Below are 19030 nucleotides of genomic sequence, written 5' to 3'. Positions count from 1 at the left end.
TGAGTCGTTCCTCACCGACAGTCCGAGTAATTGCCACGTCCATCACAAGAAGTTCGATAAGCAGCGGTTCGAATGACAAAGCGCAACCGAAGCCGGCCACTCGGTCGCTTGGACTGGGCTATGGAATCTCCTACCTTAAGAAGGCGCTCAGTACAGAACGCTTGCTTCCGATCGGCTCCGACAAGGACATTGTGACAAATGAATATTTCCAACACCGCACCCCGCAACCCTTAGGCCCAGTGGAAGTCGGAGCGGAGTGTAGTGGCAGCACAGCGAACTGCTGGGATCATCCATCCGATTGACGACGAACCTCGATCTCGACGATGTGGCGAGGCGTCCGCCCAAGCCGGGGATCGCCGTTGGCGATGGCGACAACGTCCTCGTGTTCGTCGCCAGCCCACAGGCCAACTAGGTCGTGCAGGAAGAAATCCGCATAGGAGCAGCTAGCGTCCCGCACCTGAATCGCCACGACCGAGGCTTTGCTCGTGTGCAGCTGAGTCAAGTTCCTCACGAGCCGGGCCGGGGCAACCCAGAGCGTCGGGCGCGACGAGGGCGGCGTCGCGAACAGGTAGTAGGCGTGCTCTGATTGCTTGAGCATGTCCTCGCATTGCTGCAGGTTGATGCCTATCGTCGAACTGAAACGGCTCCCCGATTGAGTGCCGCTGCGTTTTTTCACCTGCACAAGAGTGGCCCGCTGGATCACCGTTTCGTCCTTGTCCACGATACGGGTCAGAAACAACACGTCCGCTCCCAGTGGAGCCCCGGCAGGCGTGTTAGCCCCTTCCTCCCGTTTGCTGGGTTGGCGCACTTTCACCGAAAGGCTCGGATACGTCGCCCGCGTCGTGGCCGAGAGTTGGCGCAACTGGCGGCTCGCGTTGCCAACTGCCTCCTGCGTAAGGGCCAGGAGGCGCGCCGTATGGGCCTCCTCGTCCTCTCCCCAGGTCGTCAAATACTCGCGGCAATACTCTTCCTCGACCTGGCTGAGTGCCCCATGGATAACGCGCTCCACGGAAGGGTCGCATAGCCAGGTTTGCGCGCCGACTCGGGGCAGCGCAGTCGCATCCTCGCCTTGGCCCACCGGCCCCTCCAGGTCCAGCGCACCCTGCCTAGAGCGCACCAGCCCCTTGGCTCTCAGCTGCAACTGCCTTGGACCAGCGCTGGCGAGCCGGTTCGCGAAAGCCAGGTGATCCTCGTCATCCATCAATCGCAGAAACACCGGCTCGACTTCGGCAAACGCCACCTGCTCGAGCCATAGGCAGGCGAAATCGAGGAGACCATGGGCCAGCTCTGGATCCCCCCTCACCTGGTCGAACAGATCCTGCCGCCAGGCCTCGCGGGCGGCAGGACCTAGTTCACTCCAAAGCGCCTCTCGGTCCCACGCCCCAGATGGCAATTCTCTGAGGCTTGCAGCAACACCTTGCTGGTCGGACCGCGCTGGGTCTCCGATCTTGTGCCAAGCTGCGGCAAGCGCGAGGTCCGAGGGCATCGTGTCAGCCATTAACGTTGCAAGCGTCGAGCAAGCTTTGGCAACGCATTCTTTGAATTCGTCTTTCTTCCCTGTCTTCCGGAGGATATGCCAGCGCAGGAATAGGCTGCGCACATCGTCTGCCACGATCGCGCGGCAATGTTGGATAAGCCGAGGAAAGACGGTCGGATCGACTCGATCAAGAACCTGCTCGCAAGCCCACCGGGACGCCTGCACCTTCGGCGAACTCGCAAACAGTGAGAAAACGAGATCAGGCACTCTGCTACCTGAACAGCCCGAGGACATGCCGATATGAGCCTCCAGGTAGTCACGTACATTCTGCCAATGCTGCTCGACCATCTGCTCGAACGCCCAGCTATTCTGACCCTTACGGGGGGCGACTAGCTGAAGGCCATCTATGCAATCATCCTTCGATGTATTGGTCACCAGCGCCGCCATGATCTCCCGATCGTCCAAAAAGCGAGACCGGTGAGATGAATGGACATCAAGCAGCCAACTCACCCATTTCTCACAGGGCGCAATTGCCGCCATGATGGTTTCGCGCAAGGCCCTGGAGTCGCCTTGAACTACCTCCTTCCTAAAGTCCTCCTCGGCAGATTCATAGGCATTCTCGTCCAGGATGGACGATGAACCCTTGATCCCGGTGGGTCCGTGCCCGAGGATTGCGAGGGTCAGTGCTATGGGCCCCTGCCGTGCAGCGTGCTCGAATTCAATCGCAAAGTTCTGACAACTGTTTAGCGGCATCCATGGCCAATCGGACGTAACACTGGTGTTCTCAGCAGACAGGTGAGCGTAGTTCAGCCGAATTATGCCCTCGCTGACGTCAAAGTAGCGTCCCAAGTGTTCGACCAGTGGTGGAGCCCAATCGGCCAGCGGGATGCTGGCAACTGCCAGTTCATTGTCGAAGCTAATCTTCACGCTCAAGTCGTTCTCCCTTTCCCTGCGCCTGGCGCGTGCTGGTTGAAAGGAGGGATTCTATCTACAGACCGCACGCAGTGCGTAGGGCCGCTTGAATAAGATAGTGGGCCTGAATGCTGAATAAAGCGAAGCCCCGAATTCGCCATACCTTCGGGGCTTCTGTTCTCACCACCATCCCGCAAAGTCAAAATCTCACGCTTGGTTTCTGTAACTGAAACTTCTGAAATCCTATAAAGAAGTTTCTCGCAACCATGCAGATTTCCCAATTATCCCCTTGCACATATGCGGCTGAACGATAATGGTTCGGCGGATAAGGTGTACAAACATTTACTAAATCCTGAACCGCCGTTACTATTAGTTCTTCAGTCAATAATTTATCAAAGGCCGCGTCGGAAAACCGGAGATGGATACTATTCTTCTCGGCAAGATTTAAAATAAGATTTATTACTTTAATTCGTCGAGACATTTCTAATAGCTCATCATTCCTGGGGATATTTGAAATCAGACCTAAATCATTATGGAATTGATCTTCTTTTTTTTCTGGCAGTCCAAGACGGACAACGGGTTTCCAGCCAGCCAATATTTTTTCCAGCACCTTCTCATAAGCATTAAGCTTCTCGCGAAAATAATTACTCGCAAAAAATGAGGAAGAGAAATGTTTGGATCTCGCGAAGTAATCTTTTTGTTTAGACATGTTAAACGAAAACTGCCATGTAACTTCTAGTTCGTCATGCCCCCGCCCAGACACCCAGAGTTTGTACTCTCTTTTTAAAAGAGGGTCTTCGCCTGTAGATACTAATATTTCAGCATAGGCTGTTGTTTCGAACCTTTCTTCTGACAGCTCACCTGTTTGTATATTGGCAGCGAATAATTCACACTGAAGCTCTTGTATTATAAATCGATGGTTTGTGTTTGCAGTGTGCTCATGATCTGGAAACCAAGAGTTTAGAATCTCTCCGATCGAATCATTTGTAAGTTTCTTAATAGCCGAGACGCCCTTATTTTTCGCGTAGATGGTAGAGACAACTCCATCTTGCTCAATCCGGGCTTGATTCTTACCAACATCACTAATTGCAGAAGACAGCTTTAGGCTAGCAAATTCAGGCTTATCTTTAGATAAATTATGATTTATATCATAACTCATTACAGGCAAGCCTATTAGTAATAATTTTTTTTGAAGCTTTTCATAAAACTCATGCTGTTTAATCTCTAGAATCCCGTTTTCAGTTGAAGTGCTCATTGCCCTCAACAGGAGTCGTGCAATGCCAAAATCGTCAACCAGCTCTGGCATAAATGCGTTGAGGTTACTCAGAGAAATTTCACCAGCGACTCCATTTAGCTCAACGCATACCGAAACTAGCCGTGCCCAAACCATGTTTTTGTCGAGGCTAGGTAATTGCTGAGAAATCAATTGTTTTTGTGTGTTAGTACCTGCATCATTATCGGAATCTAAGCTTTCCCCAAGAAACTCTATTGACTTAACAAATCCGTGAAACCTATCATCACTGAATGCGCCTAAATCATAATTTTTAACAGCGCCTTCTATAGCGTCGTATGCTTTTCTATTTTTTTCGTTACTAAAGTTTTTGGCGTTAACTTTGGTTTTCCACACATCATGAGTCAATGTCGAACGGGCGAATGCAACAATTTGTTGTGCCCCTTTCATCTGACCCAGGCTTGAAGAATCGAAAACAATTTGTATTTTATCTAGATCTTTATTAAAGGAAGGGTCTACGAAATCAAGCCAAGCCAGTCCAACTGCTTCTTTAAATTCATTTGAACCAGGTGTCAAAGTACGCTTCATTTGCATTCGCACTATGGCATTTTCGCCAGTTCTCGCGCATACAGATGTAATTATAAGGTCGTCTGTATTGTGCCCCAGCACTCGTCCCTGAAACTGCAATTTTTGGATTGAATATCCAGTCGGCACACCAGCGCAAGAAATACCCAGGCACATTGCTAGCAATCTTGAGGCTTGTACTCTTCGCTCGAATGCACCTCCCCGGTCGCCTGTGGAAGAGGGACTCGCTACTTGTTTTTTGTTGAACATTTTTTTACATTCGCCTAATCATTTTATTGGCAAGTAGGTACGATTATCCATTATTTACTTTCTGAAATAACGATCAAGATTTGTTGACGAACAAACAGTCACTTGTGGATAGATCAGGCAAACTAGTGTTGATTTGTACTTTGGCTCAAAGCCGTGATCAATCATGCAGCGTTGCGCTTTGGCTGTGTCCCCGATGCTTGCAACGTCCATATTTGACCCAAGCGGTTTGGCATAGCCGCATGCGTACATCACCGGCAGGGCTTCGCTATCATTCGCTACCTGGACTGAGAAATGCGGTGATGCTCCCGCCTTGCGCCAAGTAACTTGCATGCGTTCATCCCTGCCAGAATTCGGCTTGATAGGGTGAAATGCTTCGTCCTCCACAAATGGCAAAGCCTCGAGCTGGGACAAGCTGAGAAGATGCCCCTGCCTTTCTTCGACGCAGGCAGGCATGTCTTTCATTATTTCACAGTATTCAAAACCGTCTTTTCGAATGAAACCAAGACGTTTCATACATTGGAATTGCTGCACCTGTTCGTTGATTGGCAAATGCGTCATCGAAGTGCCTACCGGATCGCCACATTCTGTCATTGCGGCTTTGACACCCTCAACAGATGTCGAAGGGCGTTTCCACCGTGTGAATTCAGGTGACGGCGGGCAACCGGTCAGTAAAAGCACCGTCGCGATAAGGGCTGGAAAGGTAATGATGTGAGTTTTGCGGAACATGTTAATCCTTTAGGTACGTCAGGCTCCCCAACAGCCTCGATCCTTGGGAGCCTCCATTGGCGATGATCATGACAGAAACCGAAAGAGCCTGGCAGTGCTGGAAAGGGTGAAGAGTCCATCATGCCTTCCTCGGTTTACTAGGCGGTCGTATAGGGGTCTTAGGCATGCCAGATGCTAAAGAATCTGGCTGATCCGGCTTTTCCTGCCTTGTGACCGCTGGAGCTGAATGCACTGCCAGGGATGGTCCTGACCTTGCGGAGCAAGTGCCGGCCTATAGGTATGGTTGTCCTTTACGGTTGGTCCGTTAAGAGAATCTCGGGCACTCACGAGACATCTACCTCTGCCTTAAGGCCCTTACCTCAAGCAGTCCCTGAAGGGTATCCATTAGGCTGATAGTTGGCTTTCGCCATTACGGGTAAGCTCATAGCTCTCATGGCTGCAACCTGAACCTAGGAGGCAGTACGCGTTTGGCGTGCATAAGGACGAAGGTTGATGGTTCAGGTAGGAGCAAGATGGTGGAAACTCGACTTTCATACGCATACGCCAGCCTCGAAGCTGAGAAAGCCTTATGTGCAATATCAGTTTCTTTGCGGTCCCTGACCTTTTGATTTGCCACCTTGTTCTCCCCATCGTGCGAGGAAACAAGGATGTCACACCTGCTGAACAGGCCGTTGAAGGCCACCTCACTACTAGCTTTGCCGCTAGTGGCAGTCATGCTTACTGGCTGTATGTCATCTCAGGGCTCGACGGAGCCTGAGCCAGTAACGAAGTCTGCACGTATTGCGTTGCCCCTGAGTGGCGCGACAGCTGTCGTAGATGCGGTGCCCTCACCAGCTATTCGCTATGGTCGCTACACCCTTGCCAATACGTCGCCCAGGGCAGAGCAAGTCGACCTGCTGAGCCAAGTGATTGACATCCAAATACCTGATGGACTTGCTCCTACGGTCCGGGATGCATTGGCGTACGCGTTGCGCCATTCGGGGTACCTGTTGTGCCCGACAAATGATGGTGTGCAGTCGCTGTACATGCATCCCCTCCCGGCCTCGCATTACCGCCTGGGCCCGATCTCATTACGCAACGCCCTCGTGACGTTGGCAGGTGTTGCCTGGCAGCCAGTTATTGATGAAAAGACGCGAACCATTTGCTTTGAAACCCGCAGCTCTTATGAGCTCACACGAAGTGCGAGCTCTTTAGACTTAACGACAGACAGGCAGCCGCATACGGGAGGTGAGTGATGAATCGCCGCTCTCTCCTCCCCGCTCTACAAAACGGAACACTGGTGCTGCTAACAGGTGCAGCGTTGTTTCTGGGTGCGCAGCTATCCGCGCTCTCCTCAGCCGTGAAGCAAACGCCTTCAAGCGATCAATTTGAAAGCACTCAGCAACGTCTCGAAGAGGTGAACGCCAAGCTTGAGGCCTTGGAGCAAATAGGCTTAGTGACTGAGGAGGCTTTTCGGATCCGTGAGCTCACTCTTCAGGAACAGTTGGATGTACTGAATCGGACCAACGAGCAGCCTGCTGGTGTTCTAGCACTGCAGCGTGATTTGGGTGACCTAGCTGCCCAAGTGCAGCTTTTTGATACCCAACTGCTGACACTGAAAACAGTCATCGACGGCCTGCCTCCCCTCGCTGCATTCCCCTCTGCACCCTCACCACCACGCACGCCTAATCGAAAGGTCATTACCAACAAACCCGCCCCTCTGCCCTTCAACATCCTTGGTGTCGAGTCACGCGGAGGAGTGATGTTCTTGGCCGTGGCGGCCACAGGTATGACTCGTCTGGATGATGTGGAGTTGCTGCGTATTACTGGCTCATACCTGGGCTGGAGGCTAGACGCACTCCTGCCTGATACCGCTCGTTTCAGGCGGCCTGATGGCTCCTCGCACAACGTGACGATCAATTAGGAGATCTGCGATGAAGCAAAGGTATTTGGTAATCGCGCTTAGTGGCCTGTGCATTTCAGATTGGTCTGAGGCCTATGTGCAAGACAAAGAATCAGTCATTGAAAACACTCGTACTCAGGGCCAGCTCACCTCCCCACTGGAACAATCAAAAGCCAGTGAATGGGGACTTAAGGCGCAAGAGTGGCAGCGCTACCGCGAGCTGATGGAAGGGCCACTGGGCGTCTATTCGCCCGGTATTGATCCCCTCACAGCGCTGGGCCTGGAAGCACGCGATAGCGAAGAGCAGAAACGCTATACAGAGATGCAGGCACATGCCGAGTACCAACGAATTACAAAGCTCTTTGCCTACCAGAATGCCTACGACGAGGCCTTCGCACGGCTTTACCCCAATCTGCTCCCCGTGAACTTGATAGGTGCCGGCAACGCACCACAATCCTCTCCGGTTACGGCGACGGCCAGATTTTTGGTCTTCGTTTCGAACGACTGCAAGGGATGCGTAGAGCGGGTTAAACGGCTTCAAAGTGCAGATCATCACTTTGATCTTTACCTGTTGGGGGCAAGAGGAAACGACGAGCTCATTCGAGGCTGGGCCAACTCCGCAGGCATTGACCCGAAGAAAGTGCGAAGCCGCGACATCACCTTGAATCACGACAACGGGCGCTGGGCCAGCCTTGGAGACGGAGGATCATTCCCAGCGGTGATGCGACAGGTCAATGGCCAATGGCAGCGGCACTGATCGTCGCTGGCATGTTGCTGACAGGAGGGCTGGCAGCGGTAAGCGCCTCAGCTTATGAAGTTCCGCCACCGGCTTACCAGTTGGCAACGCATCGCACAGGCGTTCCTGCAGAGGTGCTGTACGCACTGGCGCTTCAGGAAAGCGGTTCAGCGTTACGTGGCCAACTCATTCCCTGGCCCTGGACCTTAAACGTCGCCGGCAAGCCTTATCGCTTTTCACGTCGCGAGGCGGCTTGCAGCGCACTACTTCAAGCCATACGGGATGCTGGCGCCAAGGCGGTAGATGTCGGACTGGGCCAAATCAATATTGGCTGGAACGGCGAACGTTTTCTCCAGCCGTGCGAAGCCCTGGATCCGTATCGCAATTTGGCGGTGGCTACCGCCCTACTCCGAGATCACAAAACCGCAGACAACGACTGGGTAACGGCCGCCGGACGTTATCACCGTCCGGCAGGCGGCTTACCCGCAGCGCGCTATCGGAAATCCTTCGCTCAACATCTCTCTCGTATCACCCGACCACCACTTCAAGGATCGAAGACACCATGAAAATGCCCCTCGTTTTGGGAGTCGTGACACTCCTACTTTCCTTCTTCACTCATGCCGCACTGATCGTGGTGGAGGATATGGGAGGTACTTCTGCTCTCCCCTACTACCGAACACTTAATCTGCCCACCGACGCTCAGTCAGCCAAGCCAATGACTTTGCCGGCAGTGCGCATTAATCCATACGGCGAGCCCGATATGTTACCGGTGAAGTCCGACCACTTAAGCCCGGGCAAAGTTGAAAACCGGGTAACCAATATCCCCGGGCTCGTGCCGCTATTTCTTGTGGGTGACGACGACCTCTCACGCCGATGGTTAGCCTCCAGGGCAGACTTACTGCGCGAGATAAATGCAGTCGGGCTGGTGGTGAATGTGCAGCACATAAGTGCACTGATATCACTGCGTGAGCTCGGTGCCGGCCTTGAAATGGTGCCTGCGTCGGCAGATGACCTTGCCTTGCGAATGGGTCTGCAACATTACCCCGTGCTGGTCACTGCGACCGGCATAGAGCAGTAATCATGACCCAGTCACACACCATAGAAGCGTTGCTCCGTCCTGCCGTAGAGCTGTACACCGTAGCGGTATGCATGGTCGGGGCCTATCTAAGCCTCTTTGCACCTTGGTCGCTGGCACTGACGCCCTTGTTTGGGATTGCCGCGGCCCTATTCTTTCTGGGATTTGGTTGGGTCCGCCTTCGACAGGCGCTTGTGGTTCTTCGCTACCGTCGCAACATTCGTCGACTGCCACGGTATGTGATTGCCAGCAAAGACTTGCCGGTAAGCAACCGGCGCCTATTCATAGGCAGCGGGTTCAAATGGGAACAGAAACATACCCAACGCTTGATGCAGACCTACAGGCCAGAGTTTCGACATTACGTCGAACCCTCTGTATTTTTCAAAGCCGCTCGCCGCATGGAAGAGCGCATGGAGTACGTCCGCTTTCCGCTAACACTGTTACCCAAAATCACCTCCTGGGACAGCCCTTTAAATCCTGTGCGTCCACTTCCTCCAGTAGGAGGGTCTCCACGCTTGCATGGTGTTGAGCCCGATGAGGTTGAAGTATCGCTGTCCCTTTGGGAACGTGTTGGCCACAGCCTGATTGTAGGGACTAGTAGAGTTGGTAAGTCCCTGCTGGCCAAGCTGTTCATCACGCAAGACATTCGTCGCGTGAAACTGGTTGATGAAACACCAGAATTTGAACCCGTGATTGTATTTGACCCCAAGGGCGATGCTGAGCTGCTCAAAAGCATGGCCATCGAGGCAAAACGTACCGGCCGCGACAAGGAGTTTTATGTGTTCCACCTTGGGTGGCCAGACGTATCTGCTCGCTACAACGCAGTGGGTCGTTTTGGCAGGATTTCGGAGGTGGCCAGTCGAATTTCAGGGCAACTATCGGGGGAAGGCAACAGCGCGGCCTTTCGAGAGTTTGCTTGGCGCTTCGTCAACATCATTGCACGAGCGCTGGTTGAGCTGGGCGTCCGTCCGGACTATCTCAAAATTCAGCAACACGTGATCAACATCGATGATCTCTTCATTGAATACAGCGGCTACTACTTCGCCAAGCATGATCCCAAAGCGTGGGAAGTCATTGTCACCATCGAAGGCGCACTCAACGAAAAAAACACTCCGTTCAATTTGCGTGGTCGGCAAAAGCGTGTAACGGCCATCGATCAATACCTCTCCAAAACGAGAGTGGCGGATCCCATCATGGACGGTCTTCGTTCAGCGGTGCGTTATGACAAAACTTACTTTGACAAGATTGTCGCGTCCCTGCTGCCACTTTTGGAAAAGCTGACCACGGGCCGCATGGCCGAGCTGATCGCCCCTGACTACACCGACCTCAATGACCCGCGCCCCATTTTTGACTGGATGCAGATCATTAGAAAGCGCGGAATTGTGTATATCGGCCTTGATGCCCTATCCGACCCTGAAGTCGCCGCAGCCGTCGGCAACTCAATGTTCGCGGACCTTGTATCGGTGGCTGGGCATATCTACAAATTTGGAATCGATGACGGGCTTCCTGGAGGGGGCGGAGACCAGATAATTCCGATCAATCTTCATGCCGACGAGTTCAATGAGCTAATGGGAGATGAGTTCATCCCGCTGATCAACAAAGGGGGCGGTGCCGGCATACGGGTCAGCGCCTACACCCAAACCATCAGTGACATCGAGGCCAAGATTGGCAATCGCGCGAAAGCGGGCCAGGTGCTGGGTAACTTCAACAACCTGTTCATGCTGAGAGTGCGCGAGACAGCGACAGCTGAGCTGCTGACCAAACAACTGCCCAAGGTCGATGTGTACTCAACCACGTTGGTGAGCGGCGCTACAGACAGCTCAGATCCTTCTGGTAGTACTGACTTCACCAGCAACACCCAAGACCGGGTCAGCTCTTCGAGTGTGCCGCTGATTGAGCCGGCCCACATCGTCAGCCTCCCCAAAGGACAAGCCTTCGCTCTGATCGAAGGAGGAAATCTTTGGAAAATCCGCATGCCGCTACTTGCACCGGATCCAGATGATCTATTGCCAAAGGACCTTCGGACTCTGGCCGAGAATATGCGCAACAGCTACGTCGATGGCGGTGGTGAATGGTGGACCAGTAGCGGTACACGCAACCTGGATGATTCGTTGCCGGCAGGTCTGCTGGATGACCTCGTGACGGCAAACGATCAGGAGACACCACACGTATGAGACGGCCGTCGCGCATGGAGCTGCGCTTTATCAATCTCAGAGCATTGACACCCACCGTAAGGGAGATCTCAGGTGAGCTCCAGTTACTGCTGGGCTGCGCCAGGCTAGGCCTCTACGACGGACACGCACTCTTTGATCGACTGCAGCAGAAAGGCCTAAAGCCCCATTGGGCCAACCCCAGCACCATACGGGTTGACGACCCTGTGGCAGGTCCTCTGCTCGTTTGTTTTGAACACCGATGCATGACCATTCACTGATCTGGGGAACACCATGGCAAGTGTGACTGAAACCGCCAAAAGCCAGCAGCATTACCGTGAAAAAGGCTGGTTCAGTAAAGCCATAGGTCTGCCATTCGCCTTACTCGGCATCCTGCTGATCTCGCTGTTCTTCAGCATTGTGACGGAGTGGATCGGATTGTATTTCTTCTGGCCGGAAGAAGGATGGCATCACTCGCGGGACATGCTGAATAGCGAGCTCGACTGGATATCCAAATCGGTCACCCAAAGCCTTTTGATTCAAGAGCCGGAGCACACAGCACGCTGGATTGTTGGGTTCGTATACGAATGGTGTTTCGAGAAAACGGGGTTGATTGAATGGATCAAGCTTTCATCCGTACAAGCAAGGATGAACAGCTCAAAGGGTGGAGATCTTCAGTACTACCTAGGGTTAGCCTACGTCCAAATAGAAAACTACGGACTCGCGGCGCTTTATGCGGCACTCACCTACCTGGCGAGGCTTTTGATTCTGACGCTGACTATCCCCCTGTTCCTGGTGGCAATGTTCACAGGCTTGGTGGACGGCCTCGTACGTCGTGACCTTCGACGGTTCGGTGCCGGGCGAGAGTCGGGGTTCATTTACCATCGGGCCAAGATGCTGATCATGCCACTGATGGTTGCCCCCTGGATCATCTATCCCGCCCTCCCGATGACCGTAAGCCCGATCGTAATACTGCTGCCATGTGCAACTATATTGGGCTTTATCGTAAGCATCTCCGCAGGTAGCTTTAAAAAGTATCTCTGAGTGTAGCGCCCGCGCGTAAGGGGGACTGCCTCAGCGGGGGCATCGCCATCAAGCTACTCTTGGATTTCGGGGCGACAATCACAGGCTTTGCGCTTGAGGGATCTTGGTAGAGGGGTGGCGAGTATTTTTGAAGTACAAACGCGTCGTTACGATCGGCAGCTCACACCCATGGTATTACCAGAACTACCATCCAGCAGTGGAGTGTAGAAAGCTATAGCTGAGTTGCATGTAATTTCCGGAAAAGTGACATAATGTTTATGGTTCTAGACTACTACCAGTGAATTCTTAACATCTCTCACCCATTGACGGACTCAAGAGCTTGGATCGAAAGTGGTTGACGTCAATAACTGGATTAAGAGCGGTAAATGCATAAATCAATAAACATAAAACCTTTCGCCAGGATTTTTGCATGACGGCTCTCAGAACTGACGCGCACGGTTTTTTGATTTCTGATCGATTCCTAATTCAGCACCCAGCAATCTACAAAATGATGACCTACGGTGATCACGAGTCTCCCGGCGAAAGTGGACTGCCCATCGTCAATTGGAACACTTGGGGATTGGCGCCACGAGGTATCCTCACATGGCTCGCAACCCAAGCCATGGGTGTATCACGCTTCCCTTGGCATCCAGACCAGTGCCAGACACAGACACCCGTTGAAGGCCAAAAAGCGGGGGCTTTGGACGTGCTCATGGAGCATTTTGGCAGCCCAGCCTTAATACAAGAAGGCGTGCGCCAGATGCGTGAGATTTATGAACACACGCAAGCTGTTTTTCGTCGCAGGAATCAAAAAACCGTTGTTTTGCATCGTAGCTTTTGCGACAACACTCACCAAAAGGATAGCCAGGGTTATGCCGACAGGCTTTTGAGTATGGCATGTGCCGCAGAATTCCTCGGGCATGAGCATTTCGAAATAAACACAAACATACTTACTTCTTGGTGTGAGGGCGCGGGGTATGGGGCAAACCCAATATCCATCAGGGTTGAGCATCCCGTCGAAAATGTTTTTTGGGGAAGCGACCTGATCGCCTCGAAGGGCGGTCGCGTAGAGCAGCCGGCGGTAGAGTCTGGCGAATGGGTCATCTTCGATCCAAGCCTTCGTGGTAGGCTCATCGTTCCTGTAGACGGTGTTGTGAAAGGTCATAAGGGCCCAGAGTGGATCCCGCAATACGAGCGTCTCCAACAATATTCTCGTGCATCACAGCGACTGAAAACACCAACTCAGGTGGCTGAGGAGTATTTACAAAAGCAAGCGGACCATCTTGAGCCTATTCTGTTTGGCACTTTGCCCATTTACCGTCACAGACTGTTGACACTTAGTTTCTGGCAGCGAGTGATACTGGCACTTCAGATAATCCGCGGCGCGCCTTAGGGATAACTGAATTTTGGTCATGACGCGCTAACTGTGTTTGGATCTTTCGGCTGCGCTGAGCGGTGCCTGTTAACAGTACCGGGAACCGTTTCGCCCCCCACCTTCTACAGATGGAGACTAACAGTTAAAAGCAGACTCCTCCCGCTAAAATGCCCATACGGTTGAAGGCATTTATTGGTACCTATCAAGCTTTACTCCCACTCATATTGTTCGAAGCGCATTTGACAATCATCAATAGCTACACTGTTACTTACTTTGCGCCCCCGCAGCTTCAACCTTCAATTCGAGGTCATGGGCTACGGCAACACCAACCCCTACTAGCCTCCCGAGTGCACGGTCGATACGAGCACGCAATGGATGCGCAGGCGCTAGCAAACCTGGCTCCTGGTTCATCGCCGCTTCCAGCCATTGGACTACTCTACCTCCGAGACCCTCGTCGACCCACAGTCCGGGAGACTCCGTGCGATCAAACCATACTTCAGTCGCCTCGAGCAGAAAGTCGAGATGACGCTCGCGCGGAGCAACCAGGAGCAGATTCATCGTGCACCGCGCCACAAATGCCGTCGGGCCACCTGGCAGCAGCTGTCTCATTGCTGGAAGTAGCGGATCGACGCGGTCGAATAGCACGGGCGGCAGATAGCTATAAGTCCCGTTGAACAGATCGTAGGTGTTCAACATTATCTTTGCGAAAATCCCGCCGCTCTCCCTATCGATCCGTGAGGAGGTCGGATCTCCGGCATATTGCCACCTGTGGAGTAGCATCACCCGTTGCGCCAAGTGGACACGTAGTTCGACATGCCGTGCGGCCGGACGTTTCGGATCATTGAAATAGAGCGCGTCTGCAGAGTGGATAACAGACTGCGCGACGTTGCAAAACGAGTGGTCCGGCAGATCAATTACGAGCTTTAAATCAGTTTCAAACGATGTATCGGCAGCGTCAAGCAGCCGCTCGGCGAACAGTGCATAGTAGTGCCGATTCCAATCGTGTGGTTCGCGATCGATTTCGATGTCTACTGGGAGGCCGAGCCCGTTTATCCGTGAGGTCCAGTCGACATAGGCTTCGACCAGCTCCTGCCTCCAATCGATTGCATACTTGGAAGCAGCTTGGACCATTGCCAGCCATTGCGCTGCCGCCTGGCTGTCGACATGGATAATCGATGACTGCTCAACAACCGGAGAATTCATCGCCTCATCCTCCCCGGGCCCTACCGAGTGGACGAGCCCTGAAACTCGGATACGCGAGCCTCGCGCCAAGAGCGGCCGCTCCTCGGGCCAAGCCGGCCATAGAGGCTCAGCATCCCCCTCCATCCAGGCGATCTCAGCAGCGACAGCTGAGTCCACCGCCGCAGCCCGCTCTGCGACGAAGCACGCATGCTCTTCCTCGTCCTCCTCATCGTAGCGCTTCCAGCGCCAAGTCATCCCTGCGAACGCCGCGCGCATTGCTGCTTTGATAAGCAGGGGCCCGACTTCGAAAATTCGCCCGCATCCGACTGAGAATGCCGGAAACGCGCTGCGATCCTCGCGCGCCGCAAGCCGGATCAGCGCGTTCCGATCCGTATCACTCCCCTGCCGGGCCCAGAGATATATCAGTGTAAGAATGGCAATCGCCGGCCGATTAAAGCGCAGCGTATCCTCTGATCCGCGTCGGCGATCGGATTGCTCTTGTAGTGCAATAGCGACAACCTGACGAACCCAAATTTCCTTGGCGGCAAGCAAGGCATCATCACCATCGCGAGCCACCAGCAACGCGGTCGTGATCAGTCGGGTTGAACGAGACTTGAGGTAGTCGGTATCGCTATCGTCGGGAAAGTCGCCGTTTGCATAGCTGGCCGCATCGCGCGCTGTCGCTGCGGTAGCGTGTTCGCCATTGCCATCAAATGCCAGATCGATGCGCGATTTGATCTCGCTAGAGAGCATTAATGCGCTACGTTGCTTCTCCATCGCCTCAAGATGTGCAGCTTCGTCAGGAGGAGACTGATAGCTAAGTCTTCCGTCCCCGATGTCGCTCCAGTTCGATCGCTGGAGTCTATTGTGGGCAATCCGTGCAATGAGTCGGGAGTCACTATAGTTTGAGTAGGACTCAATCGGGTCAAGGCTCAAGATCGCAGCACTCAGCTGCTCGCGCAGACGATTCGCTACGGGATCATCTTGCAGATAAAGGTGCACCACGTCGAATAAGGTCGCTCGACGGGACAGACGGCTATTCAAGTCGGCGAGCCTGACTTTCGCATTTGGCTCTTTCCCGATCGCGAACTGATCAATCCCCAATCCGAACTGGTCATGGTCCCGGCGCATCCTGTCGGTAGCAAGCAGCTCTGGATCCGCTATCAACGGCGCCAACGCGTCCCGTGCAATATCGAAATGTGACAGCAGCACATCAACCGCAACAAGGAGGTACGCCGCGCAACTGCCCTCAGGCCCGAGGATATCGGTGAGCACTTCATCGACCGGGGCGCCATCATCTAGCCTCTGCTGACTCCAGGCTTCAAGCGACTTGAGCCCTGAGGCCGCCGAATATTCACGGCATTGATCCCGCGACCAGAGATAGCTGTCGGCCCGAGGAAAGAAGCGAGGACCACGGCCAAAATCGACGGTGAAGCCTGGATCTATCGACGCGCATGCATCGGCGCTGAATGCAATCGCTTCCGCAACCAGCGTTCGGATCAACTTTAACCCCTCCGAGGGTGCGGACTCCAATAGATCCAGAAACGGAGGCTGCGCCGGCGATGCGGGCAAGTAGTTGTTGTCGGCGAACGTGAAAGCCTGCTCCATTGCGCGATCATGGTGGCGGTGCCGCCTCTGTGGCTGAAGCAAACTCGCTAACACGAGCTCCGCCAGTTCGGCAGGCGCAACCGGCGCGATCACTTTGGAATACTGCCGGATATCATCGACTTTGTAGCGATCCTGATCATTGCCTACCTCCCTGAGATAGGCCTTAAGCTCATCAGGCGCGAATTCGCCGAGTAAGAAAGCGACCATGCGAAGTTGCTCAATCATGCGGCTTCGCCCGTCGCTCTCTGTCCTCCCACGATTCAGCCTACCCGGGATGGTAACCTCGGCACCGCCAACGTCGAGCTGTCGCAGCCAAGCAAACAGCATGACTGCCGTTTGGATGGCGAACGGCTGAAGATGCTTGAGGAGATAAATCTGTATCTTAACCAGTTCGATCACTGCGCCGATCGCCGATATCGAGATCTCGGCCGCATGCACCAGCACCCAGCGCAGTACATTGAAAGCGGACCCGGTGACATCGATCCGATAAGAGCGCGGCAGATCAACCTTGGTACCTTCTGGCATCGTCATCAGGTCGGCCGTCGCTACTGTCTCGACCGCTGCAATCGTCGTACATAATTCGACAAAGAGAACCCCGTCGTCAGCAAGCAATCCGGCGCTGCACTTTTCGAGCAGCTCGTATGCGGCCTCCGAACGCGATAGGGCAAGGATTGCCTGACGTCGCCATGAACCATGCGCCCCGGGGACCGAGAGCTTTCCGATCAGCTGGATCCACGCGCTGTAATCTGCACCGGACTCGAGTGAGAGGCGTGCGGCGAACTCGACACCGCGTGCTATGCGCGGTGAGACCGGCCCACTCAAGTCGATTGCGGCCAAACGCTGAGGGCTCTCGGCGATATAACTGCCTATCGCCCAGTCACGCAGCACGTCATGATAGAAGTCGAGGCGATCGCGCTGTGTTTCCCTGACCGTAAAGGCTCCTAGCAAATGCGAACGCGCCGCCGAATCTTCGGCAACTTCAAGCCCTCCTTCACCTTCCAGGACGCTGGCGGCGAGCGCTGCCATCAGCCTCTGCGCAGCTCGAATATCGGTTACAGGCGCGCCGTCCGCACGCTCCCACCAGAAACGGGCCATTGCGGCCTCGGTACGGATTCCGGTAGAGCTAGGCACCTTCAGCAGTCGAGACAGTCGATACAAGTTTCTGGCAAGTCCGGCGGCGGGATGCCTGGGGGCCAAAAGCGATCGGAGATCTGGTGTTTGATCGGCCAGGGTTGCGACTTCATCATCCGAGAGCGGCTCGACCTGTATCGTGCACACGCCCCCCATTGAGCTGACGATCTGATCGTCAAGCCAGATATCGACATCCACATTGCCGGTCGTGCGCGTGGTGGTGATTATCTTGAAGTCCGGGATCGAGCTCGCAGACCTAATGAGCTCGGTGATAGTACGCTGACGCCCTACATCGTCGAACATATCCAGGCCATCGATGAAGAGAATCGCGCCCCCGCTTGCGGCCAGATCGGTGAGAAACTCGACCGCCGATCCAGGGATGCCGAGTGCATTTGAAAACGGCAGCCATCCACCCGGGGGGGTTGAGTCCCGGTCGAGAACAATGATCGGTGAATGGCTTGCGACACGCTCGGCAAGATGGCGAAGTACCCAGGACTTGCCAACACCGGGATCCCCGCGGACCTCGACAAAGCGATGTCCCTCACAGGCATCATCGACTGCAGCGACTGCTTCAAGTCGCGGCAAGGTTACCCCCGCCACGTTTGTACCAATATGTGAAAGCGTATTATGCGCAAGCTCGGTAAGTCTGGCGCGCGCGGTGTCATATTCACGGCCACCAGCAAGCCTGAAGCCCGCCTCGGCGAGATTCATGCCGAGTGCCGTACGATCGACTACACCGCCGGTAGTACCGGTCTTAATCGATAAGTCGACCAGCCGACTCCATAGCGCCTCAGCACGACCGACATCCTCGTCGCTTAGTGCCATCCGTGCGAGCGCGTACCCATAAGTTCGGGTGATCGGTGACGTCGCTTCGAAATCAAACTCAAGTATAAGAATCCGACGCAATAGCCGCCAAATCGCATCATCTTCATCAGCGACACCACCCGCGATCAGGTGCTTTCTAGTCGTCGCGACAAATTCGCGCATATCCTTGCTTGCTATGCCCTTGGCGGCTAGACGGGTAAAGAACGCCTTCGCACTCTCCATTGTCCGCGCCCATTTGAGAACATCCTGATAAGCGCCGGAAATCTTACGACTGGTTCGCTGCGTGGCAATGCCCAGAATGTGCCGATCCGCCGGAGCCGAACTCACCACACTGCGAGCTATCTGGGAGGCGACGTCTTGATAGACGCTGTCCCCCGGCGAGAATGTAATATCCCGCTTCGACTGTATTTCAAGGATGGAGTCGCCAGCTGGCCCCACGCCGAAAGCGATCAGGTCATCCAACTTAAACCCGTGCTCAGTGCCTTGAAATCGGACCCTTATCACCCGCGCGTCTGGCATGCCTGGTGCCCGATTGCCCGTTAGCAGGGCAAGTAGATAGAGAGCGCCAAGTTCTCCTTCTATATAAGCGCCGGCCGCCCCTCGCGAGGCAGGGCTCGAACCACGCTCCATTTCTGGCCTTAAATCTACTTCCATTATCGATCCGTCGTAATAATCGTCCTCTGCCCTGAGATCATACCTTATGTTCAAACTCGCCTAAAGGTAGGTGTGCCTCTGGGACTATTAAAAGCTTCCACGTAAGCAGAATGAGCTCGAAATCAACTGACGCTATGTGGCGAAAAACCATCCCCCCCATTGAAAGCTCTTTGATCAAGGGGAGAATTTGGTAATAAAGGTTGTTTAAG

The 19030-nt window shown here is 54.1% G+C and carries 12 protein-coding genes; 8 read left to right on the top strand and 4 right to left on the bottom strand.

Translation table 11 applies throughout. The features are described 5' to 3' along the window. Nucleotides 1-286: 286 nt before the first annotated feature. The 3 genes from AU074_RS09730 to AU074_RS09720 all read right to left on the bottom strand — a co-directional run bounded on the left by AU074_RS09730 (nucleotide 287) and on the right by AU074_RS09720 (nucleotide 5180). A complete protein-coding gene (locus tag AU074_RS09730; protein ID WP_076014532.1) occupies nucleotides 287-2410 on the bottom strand; it encodes a hypothetical protein in 2124 nt (707 codons plus the stop codon). Nucleotides 2411-2588: 178 nt separating this feature from the next. Next, complete coding sequence (locus tag AU074_RS09725) at nucleotides 2589-4454, bottom strand: hypothetical protein (protein WP_143503563.1); 1866 nt, start codon at nucleotides 4452-4454, stop codon at nucleotides 2589-2591. A gap of 54 nt (nucleotides 4455-4508) precedes the next feature. Further along, nucleotides 4509-5180 carry a hypothetical protein gene (locus AU074_RS09720; RefSeq protein ID WP_076014530.1) on the bottom strand — a complete coding sequence of 224 codons (672 nt, stop codon included), beginning with the start codon at nucleotides 5178-5180 and terminating at the stop codon, nucleotides 4509-4511. 647 nt (nucleotides 5181-5827) lie between these two features. Here AU074_RS09720 and AU074_RS09715 point away from each other — a divergent pair. The 8 genes from AU074_RS09715 (at nucleotide 5828) to AU074_RS09675 (ending at nucleotide 13439) form a co-directional block, all read left to right on the top strand. After that, nucleotides 5828-6415: a hypothetical protein gene (locus AU074_RS09715; RefSeq protein ID WP_076014529.1), complete on the top strand. Its 588-nt coding sequence runs from the start codon at nucleotides 5828-5830 to the stop codon at nucleotides 6413-6415. Next, complete coding sequence (locus tag AU074_RS09710; protein WP_076014528.1) at nucleotides 6415-7083, top strand: hypothetical protein; 669 nt, start codon at nucleotides 6415-6417, stop codon at nucleotides 7081-7083. Before AU074_RS09715 ends, AU074_RS09710 begins: the two co-directional genes overlap by 1 nt. A 10-nt stretch (nucleotides 7084-7093) precedes the next feature. Then, entirely contained in the window at nucleotides 7094-7819 is a 726-nt protein-coding gene (locus AU074_RS09705; protein WP_076014527.1) for a TIGR03759 family integrating conjugative element protein, read from the top strand. After that, nucleotides 7804-8364, top strand: a complete 561-nt coding sequence (locus AU074_RS09700) for a lytic transglycosylase (RefSeq protein ID WP_076014526.1) — start codon at nucleotides 7804-7806, stop codon at nucleotides 8362-8364. Before AU074_RS09705 ends, AU074_RS09700 begins: the two co-directional genes overlap by 16 nt. Further along, a complete protein-coding gene (locus AU074_RS09695) occupies nucleotides 8361-8876 on the top strand; it encodes an integrating conjugative element protein (RefSeq protein WP_076014525.1) in 516 nt (171 codons plus the stop codon). Before AU074_RS09700 ends, AU074_RS09695 begins: the two co-directional genes overlap by 4 nt. Nucleotides 8877-8878: 2 nt before the next feature. Next, nucleotides 8879-11047: a type IV conjugative transfer system coupling protein TraD gene (traD, locus tag AU074_RS09690; protein ID WP_076014524.1), complete on the top strand. Its 2169-nt coding sequence runs from the start codon at nucleotides 8879-8881 to the stop codon at nucleotides 11045-11047. Nucleotides 11048-11317: 270 nt separating this feature from the next. Then, entirely contained in the window at nucleotides 11318-12067 is a 750-nt protein-coding gene (locus AU074_RS09680; protein ID WP_076014522.1) for a TIGR03747 family integrating conjugative element membrane protein, read from the top strand. Between the two features lie 409 nt (nucleotides 12068-12476). Then, a complete protein-coding gene (locus tag AU074_RS09675) occupies nucleotides 12477-13439 on the top strand; it encodes a hypothetical protein (protein WP_076014521.1) in 963 nt (320 codons plus the stop codon). A gap of 246 nt (nucleotides 13440-13685) precedes the next feature. On the opposite strand, the gene AU074_RS09670 is transcribed toward AU074_RS09675, so the two are convergent. After that, a complete protein-coding gene (locus AU074_RS09670) occupies nucleotides 13686-18629 on the bottom strand; it encodes an AAA family ATPase (protein WP_143503562.1) in 4944 nt (1647 codons plus the stop codon). Nucleotides 18630-19030: the final 401 nt, after the last annotated feature.

This window comes from Pseudomonas sp. ATCC PTA-122608, from assembly GCF_001952855.1.
Taxonomy (GTDB): domain Bacteria; phylum Pseudomonadota; class Gammaproteobacteria; order Pseudomonadales; family Pseudomonadaceae; genus Aquipseudomonas.
Note: the sequence above shows the minus strand (reverse complement) of the source record. Positions and strands in the feature narration are given on the sequence as shown.

What these genes read in the sequence shown, in the direction of transcription:
- AU074_RS09725 (WP_143503563.1), bottom strand. Translation starts at nt 4,454, where the DNA reads ATGTTCAACAAAAAACAAGTAGCGAGTCCCTCTTCCACAGGCGACCGG.
- AU074_RS09720 (WP_076014530.1), bottom strand. Translation starts at nt 5,180, where the DNA reads ATGTTCCGCAAAACTCACATCATTACCTTTCCAGCCCTTATCGCGACG.
- AU074_RS09715 (WP_076014529.1), top strand. Translation starts at nt 5,828, where the DNA reads ATGTCACACCTGCTGAACAGGCCGTTGAAGGCCACCTCACTACTAGCT.
- AU074_RS09710 (WP_076014528.1), top strand. Translation starts at nt 6,415, where the DNA reads ATGAATCGCCGCTCTCTCCTCCCCGCTCTACAAAACGGAACACTGGTG.
- AU074_RS09705 (WP_076014527.1), top strand. Translation starts at nt 7,094, where the DNA reads ATGAAGCAAAGGTATTTGGTAATCGCGCTTAGTGGCCTGTGCATTTCA.
- AU074_RS09700 (WP_076014526.1), top strand. Translation starts at nt 7,804, where the DNA reads ATGGCAGCGGCACTGATCGTCGCTGGCATGTTGCTGACAGGAGGGCTG.
- AU074_RS09695 (WP_076014525.1), top strand. Translation starts at nt 8,361, where the DNA reads ATGAAAATGCCCCTCGTTTTGGGAGTCGTGACACTCCTACTTTCCTTC.
- traD (WP_076014524.1), top strand. Translation starts at nt 8,879, where the DNA reads ATGACCCAGTCACACACCATAGAAGCGTTGCTCCGTCCTGCCGTAGAG.
- AU074_RS09680 (WP_076014522.1), top strand. Translation starts at nt 11,318, where the DNA reads ATGGCAAGTGTGACTGAAACCGCCAAAAGCCAGCAGCATTACCGTGAA.
- AU074_RS09675 (WP_076014521.1), top strand. Translation starts at nt 12,477, where the DNA reads ATGACGGCTCTCAGAACTGACGCGCACGGTTTTTTGATTTCTGATCGA.